This is a genomic window from Candidatus Burkholderia verschuerenii (assembly GCF_001189365.1).
GTDB lineage: Bacteria > Pseudomonadota > Gammaproteobacteria > Burkholderiales > Burkholderiaceae > Caballeronia > Caballeronia verschuerenii.
Window position 1 is genome coordinate 1 of the sequence record NZ_LFJJ01000264.1, and the last position, 6,175, is coordinate 6,175.

Annotated in this window: 4 protein-coding genes and 2 pseudogenes; 2 read left to right on the top strand and 4 right to left on the bottom strand. The window is 62.2% G+C overall.

The features are described from left to right. Positions 1-230: 230 nt before the first annotated feature. On the bottom strand, positions 231-446 hold the full coding sequence (locus BVER_RS26990; protein ID WP_050455876.1) for a hypothetical protein: 216 nt from the start codon (positions 444-446) through the stop codon (positions 231-233). 310 nt (positions 447-756) lie between these two features. Here BVER_RS26990 and BVER_RS26995 point away from each other — a divergent pair, with 310 nt between their 5' ends. Both BVER_RS26995 and BVER_RS27000 read left to right on the top strand, forming a co-directional pair. Beyond that, positions 757-2,466 (top strand): glutamine--tRNA ligase/YqeY domain fusion protein, encoded by a 1,710-nt coding sequence (locus BVER_RS26995; RefSeq protein ID WP_050455877.1) that lies wholly within the window; start codon positions 757-759, stop codon positions 2,464-2,466. 130 nt (positions 2,467-2,596) lie between these two features. Next, positions 2,597-3,560 (top strand): annotated as a pseudogene (locus BVER_RS27000) (transporter substrate-binding domain-containing protein). Positions 3,561-3,570: 10 nt separating this feature from the next. Here BVER_RS27000 and BVER_RS27005 read toward each other — a convergent pair. The 3 genes and pseudogenes from BVER_RS27005 to BVER_RS27015 form a co-directional block, all read right to left on the bottom strand. Further along, positions 3,571-4,020: an NUDIX hydrolase gene (locus BVER_RS27005; RefSeq protein ID WP_050455879.1), complete on the bottom strand. Its 450-nt coding sequence runs from the start codon at positions 4,018-4,020 to the stop codon at positions 3,571-3,573. Positions 4,021-4,070: 50 nt separating this feature from the next. Continuing rightward, the gene (locus BVER_RS27010) at positions 4,071-4,439 is read right to left on the bottom strand and encodes a hypothetical protein (RefSeq protein WP_269750817.1); all 369 of its coding nucleotides are present in this window, start codon (positions 4,437-4,439) and stop codon (positions 4,071-4,073) included. A 155-nt stretch (positions 4,440-4,594) separates the two neighbouring features. Beyond that, positions 4,595-5,917, bottom strand: a pseudogene (locus BVER_RS27015) (cytochrome-c peroxidase). Positions 5,918-6,175: the final 258 nt, after the last annotated feature.

Below are 6,175 nucleotides of genomic sequence, written 5' to 3' on the forward strand. Positions count from 1 at the left end.
TGGCTTTGCTACACGCTTCCTTCAGACCCCGCCTCACGACGACGCCCTTGCGTTTCACTAGGCCTTCGCCCCATCAGGCTGGACAGGGAACTTGCACCCCCAAGCTGTTGCGCATGCTCGGCGCACACACAAAACGCCGGCGCGCGAGGCGGCCGGCCAGCCAGTTCGCGTCCCGCAGATTCCAGCAGACGCGAAGCCGCGCATTATACGGCTCCGCGCTTAAGCCACTGTCAGCGCGTCCCGGCTCCGATCAGCCCGCCCGCCGCCGCGCCCGCGATGGTTCCCACCGGTCCGCCCGTCAGCACGTAGCCGAGCGCGCCGCCCGCGCCCGCGCCGATGGCCGCGTGCGTCTGCTGCCGCGACAGGCCCGAGCAGGCGGCGGCGAGACTGGTGATGAGCGCGGCGGCAGCAGCGAACTTGAGCGTGGTCGTGGCGATGTTTTTCATGTGGCGATCCTTCTATTGTCGTTTTGTGTTGTTGCCGCGAACCGAACGGTCGTGATCCGCAGTACGCCCTTTTTAAGATTCCGCCGCGCGCCTTTCAACGCGATTTACCTCCCGTTACGGCAGTTACGAAGCTCGCCGAAACGCATCGCGCGTGTAACGGAACCCGGCGCGGCACGCCTCGCCTGCCCGCCACGGTTTCGTCATGTAGAATTGGTCTGATAATCAGCGCATTCGAACGTGTTTCCGCTCATGCGGAACGCTTTCCGAACCGATCACGCGCGCGAGCGCATCCGTTGGCACTCTCTTTCGCATGAACACCGACCGCAACGACGCCCCGGCGCCATCCAATTTCATTCGCAACATCATCGAAGACGACAACCGCTCCGGCAAATGGTCGCAGCGGGTCGAGACGCGTTTTCCGCCCGAGCCGAACGGCTATCTGCACATCGGCCATGCGAAGAGCATCTGCGTGAACTTCGGTCTCGCCGGCGACTACGGCGGCGTGTGTCACCTTCGTCTGGACGATACGAATCCCGAGAAGGAAAGCGTCGAGTACGTCGAGTCCATCGTCGATGCCGTGAAGTGGCTCGGCTTCGAATGGAACAAGGACGGGCGCGAGCACATGTACTACGCGAGCGACTACTACGACAAGCTGTACGAGTTCGCGGAAATGCTGATCAAAAAAGGTCAGGCTTACGTCGACAGCCAGACCGCCGACGAGATTCGCGCCACGCGCGGCTCGGCGACCGAAGCCGGCATCAATTCGCCCTACCGCGACCGCACGCCCGAGGAAAACCTCGACCTGTTCCGCCGCATGAAGGCCGGCGAGTTCAAGGAAGGCGAGCACGTGCTGCGCGCGAAGATCGACATGGGTTCGCCGAACTTCAACATGCGCGATCCGGTCGTCTACCGTATCCGCTTCGCGCATCACTACCGTACGGGCGACAAGTGGTGCATCTATCCGATGTACGACTACGCGCACTGCGTGTCGGACGCGATCGAGAACATCACGCATTCGCTGTGTACGCTGGAATTCGAGGATCATCGTCCGTTGTACGACTGGTTCCTCGCGCGTCTCGCCGATGACGGCGTGTTCCAGCGCCCGCTGCCGCAACAGATCGAATTCTCGCGCCTGAATCTCACCTACGCGATCACCAGCAAGCGCAAGCTGCTGCAACTCGTGCAGGAGAATCACGTCGACGGCTGGGACGATCCGCGCATGCCGACCATCGTCGGTGTGCGTCGTCGCGGCTTCACGCCCGAAGCGATCCGTCTGATGGTCGAGCGCGTCGGCGTCACCAAGGTCGATTCGTGGATCGACATGAGCGTGCTCGAAGGCGCGCTGCGCGACGATCTCGACGAGAAAGCACCGCGCGCAATCGCCGTGCTGGATCCGCTCAAGCTCGTCATCGACAACTATCCGGAAGGTCAGAGCGAGGCATGCAGCGCGCCGGTGCATCCACATCACGCGGATCGCGGCGTGCGCACTTTCCCGTTCTCGCGCGAATTGTGGATCGAGCGCGAAGACTTTCAGGAAACGCCGCCGAAGGGCTATTTCCGTCTGTTCCCGGGCAACAAGGTGCGTCTGAAGTACGGCTTCGTCGTGGAATGCACGGGGGCGGACAAGGACGAAAACGGCAATATCACCGCCGTGCACTGCAACTACTTCCCGGACAGTAAGTCGGGCACGGAAGGCGCGAACAACTACAAGGTCAAGGGCACGATCCACTGGGTCAGCGCCGCGACCGCGTATGCCGCCGAAGTGCGTCTGTACGACCGTCTGTTCAAGGAACCGCAACCGGGCGCGGGCGGCGCGGAGTTTCTCGATGCGCTCAATCCGGATTCGAAGCGCGTCGTGAATGCGTATCTCGAACCGAGCGCGCGCGAAGCGAACGCGGAAGACCGTTTCCAGTTCGAGCGTCACGGCTACTTCGTCGCGGATCGCATGGATTCGCAGCCGGGCAAGCCCGTGTTCAACCGTATCGTCAGCTTGCGCGATAGCTGGGGCAAGCCAGCGTAACGCATCGCTCAGGTCGACACCGAGGGCGCCGCAAGTCGCGCGGCGCCTTTTTTGCAGTCATCGCATCATCGATCACCAGCAGTGGCAAGAAGCCCATTCAGGCTCGGCCGCCGCTTCGAACGAGGACGATATGAAGCTGCCGCACTCTCCCGCGCCGCATCCGGCGCGGGTGTCTTCCGGGCTTGCCGCGCTCCATTTGCTTGCCAGCGCGCCCGCACACGCATCCACGCCCAAAGAGCCCACGTCGGCGCAGGCCGCCGTCGATCAGTTGCCGCCTTCCGCCACGCTGCGCAAGATCGCCGAAAACGGCTCCATCGTGCTGGGCACGCGGGAATCGTCGGTGCCGTTTTCGTATCTGGTCAAGGATCAGACGGTCGGTTATTCGTATTCCATCGCGCTCAAGATCGTCGATACGATCCGGCGACGCCTGAACATGCCCGAGCTCGCGGTGAAGAACGTCATGGTGACGTCGTCGAACCGCATCTCGTACGTGGTGAACAATCAGGTCGATCTGGAATGCGGCTCGACCGCGCATCTGGCCGATCGCGAACCGCTGGTCGCATTCTCGAACAACTTCTTTCTGTACGGCATCCGCATGGCGGTGAAGAAGAAGTCGAGCATCGTCGATTACGACGATCTCGCCGGCAAGACCGTCGCGACGACGGCCGGCACGTCCGATGAAAAGCTGCTGCGCCAGTTGTCGCTGCAGAAGAAGCTGAATCTGCGCATCGTCGCGGCGCGCGATCATGCGGAGGCGTTCGCGATGCTGAAAAGCGATCGCGCCGTCGCCTTCGTGATGGACGATCCGCTGTTGTACGGGAAGATCGCGCAGGAACGCGCGGCGAGCGGCGAATACAAGGTGACGGGCACATCGCTCGCGAACGAAACCTACGCCTGCATGCTGCGTCGCGGCGATCCGGCGTTCAAACAGCTCGTGGATGACGTGATCGCCGACATGCAGCGCTCGGGCGAAGCTCTACGACACCTGGTTCATGCAGCCGATTCCGCCGGACGGCATCAATCTGCGCTTTCCGATGTCGCCGGAGTTGAAGGCGCTGTTCGCGCATCCGAGCGACCAGACCTCGATCGATTGAAACGCCCGGCTCAAAGCGTCTCGTGCAACTCCGCGAGCGACAGCGTCGTCTGAAACAGCCGCGCTAGACTGCGGCTTGCGAAGCGGTCGACCTCGAGCGGATCGACCCAGCGGAAATCGTCCATCTCCGGAATCATCGTGCCGTCGCGATAGCGCGGAAAATACGATTCGCAGACGCAGTTCTCGACCTTCACTTCGTCGTCGCCGACGCGCACGGCGAACAGATGCAGATCCTTGTCGCGCCGATACACGAAGCGCCCGAGATCCTTCAGACGATCCGCTTCCATCACGATGCCCGTCTCCTCGACGAGTTCGCACAGCGCGGCCTCGAGCGGCGACTCGCCGGGATCTGACGCGCCCTTGGGCACATCCCAATGGGAGGTTTCGGTGGCGTGACAGAGCAGCACTTCGCCCTGCTGATTGAGCATGACCACGCCGCACGATACGGTGCGGCCGCTCATAATGCGACGACTCCGGCGATCATTGCTTGAGAAGCTTCCACTTGCCGTCGCTATGCTTGCACGCGGACGGCGTCCAGGTTTGAGTCTGCCCTTTCGCGTTCGCGACGAGCGTGATCTTGCGGCACTTCATCCCTTGCGCCTCGGAAACTGTCGTGCGGCGTGATGGTGCCGTTGATCGGCACGGTATTGCCCGCGCCCTTGTTGCTCCAGTCCATCGCTTCGCCGTCCTGCTTCGTGTTCAGCGCGGTTTGCGCGGCGTCGTTGAGCGCCTGCAGATCGCGCTGCTTCATGTAGGTGATCGGCGTGTTGTTGAGAAAGCCGAGATTGGCGGCGGATGCACCGACACTCACGGCGACGAGCGCGGCGGCGGCCGCGACGCGCAAAAGGCCAGGCGCAATCGCTCGTTGTTGAATCGGCATGGTGATGTCCTCGTGGCGAACTTCGTTTGAAAGCGGCATTCAAGCGTGGTTCAGGCGTGACAGTCCCGCACAAGCGCGGCCCGCATAAAAGCGGGCCGCAACGAGGATAGCATGATGCGGAGCCTAAGCTCGGTCCGCGCGGCGTCGGCGCGCCGTTATTTCGACGCGGCCTTCACTTCCCACGGGATTTCGTTGACGCCCGTGCCCTTCTGCGCATTCGGGTCTTTGGCGGGATCGTAGCCGTCGGTGAGCGTGTTGAGGAAGGTCACGACGTCCTTGATTTCTGCGGGCTTGTCGCCCTTTTTGCGGTCGAACGGCGGCTCCGTGTTGATGTTGTCCCAGTACTTCTTCGGCAGATCATCGAACTTCTGCACGACGCCGTGCTTCACCGGATAGAACTTCTCCGGGTTGGTGTCGCGCATCGCGTAGAAGCGCACCACCTCGTCCAGCGAGTGATAGATGCCGTTGTGGAAGAAGGTCTTGCGCGTCGCCACGTTGCGCAGCGACGGCGTGCGGAAGATGCCGCAGAACTCGTCGCGTCCCTTCAGATCGGTGCGCTCCGGTCCGCAGGCGCCGAGGTCGTGGAACTTCGGGTCCTTGTTGATCGGCAGATTGGTGTTGCGCGGCACGCCCAGCGCGATCAGGCCGAAGTCGCTGAATTGCGGCGGCGAACCGTCCTTGGCGCGGAAGCTGATATGGCACGCCGCGCAATTGCCCTTCTGTTCGTCGTTGAAGAGCTTGAGGCCGTGCAGTTCGGCGTCGCTCAGTTTCGCGCGACCGTTCAGCCATGCGTCGAACTTGCTCGTGTACGGATAAAACGTCTTCGGCGACTGCTCGAAGGCTTCGAGCGAACTCAGCACCGACGCGAATGCACGCCCTTCATCGTCGAACATATTTGCGCCGAAGGTCTTCTTGAAGTCGTCCGCATAGGCCGACGCCTTCACGGCCGCGACGACCTTCGTCTACGTGCTGCCCATTTCGAACGACGACAACAGCGGAATGCGCGCCTGATCCGAACCGTGATCGACGCGGCCGTCCCAGGTCAGGCCGCCGGTCGGGCCGGCATCGACGGATTCGTCGCCTTCGTCGTCGGAATCGTGGAAGTGCTCGGTGAACTGCGGCACCGATTGCAGATAGCGCAGCGACGGCACCGCGCGAAAGCCCGGCCGATGCATGTCGCTGCCGCCCAGTTGCACGGACAGCGCGTTGGGCGGACCGAACGCGTGCTGCGGGCTATGACACGACGCGCACGCGAGCTTGCCCGATCCCGACAGCGACGGATCCATAAACAGCTTCTCGCCGAGCGCGTTCATCTGCTTCACATGCGCGAAGACTTCGGCGCGCGACTGGCCGGCTTGTGCCGTCGCCTGTGGCGCGGGCGGCGCGTCGGCCGCATGCGAATCGCATCCGCTCAAGAGGAGTGATGAAGCGGCGAGCGCGAGAACGCAGAGAACGGACGGCAGACGCATCGGAGACATGGCGGAGCAACAGCAAATTGAAAAGATCGCCAAGGGTAGGCATCACATATGACTTACATGTGACACACAACATCCCCGTCACATCGAAAGGTTCGTTCACGAACTTATTTCACCAACATTACATGATCGAAAGCGATTGCGGTAGGGATGTCCATTACTGAACACCCCCCGCACAGATCCCGGCGTGCCCAATTTAGGCACCGGGCTCCTACCTTGAGTGCTTGACGACAAAGCGCCGATCAGGCCATGGATGAAGAA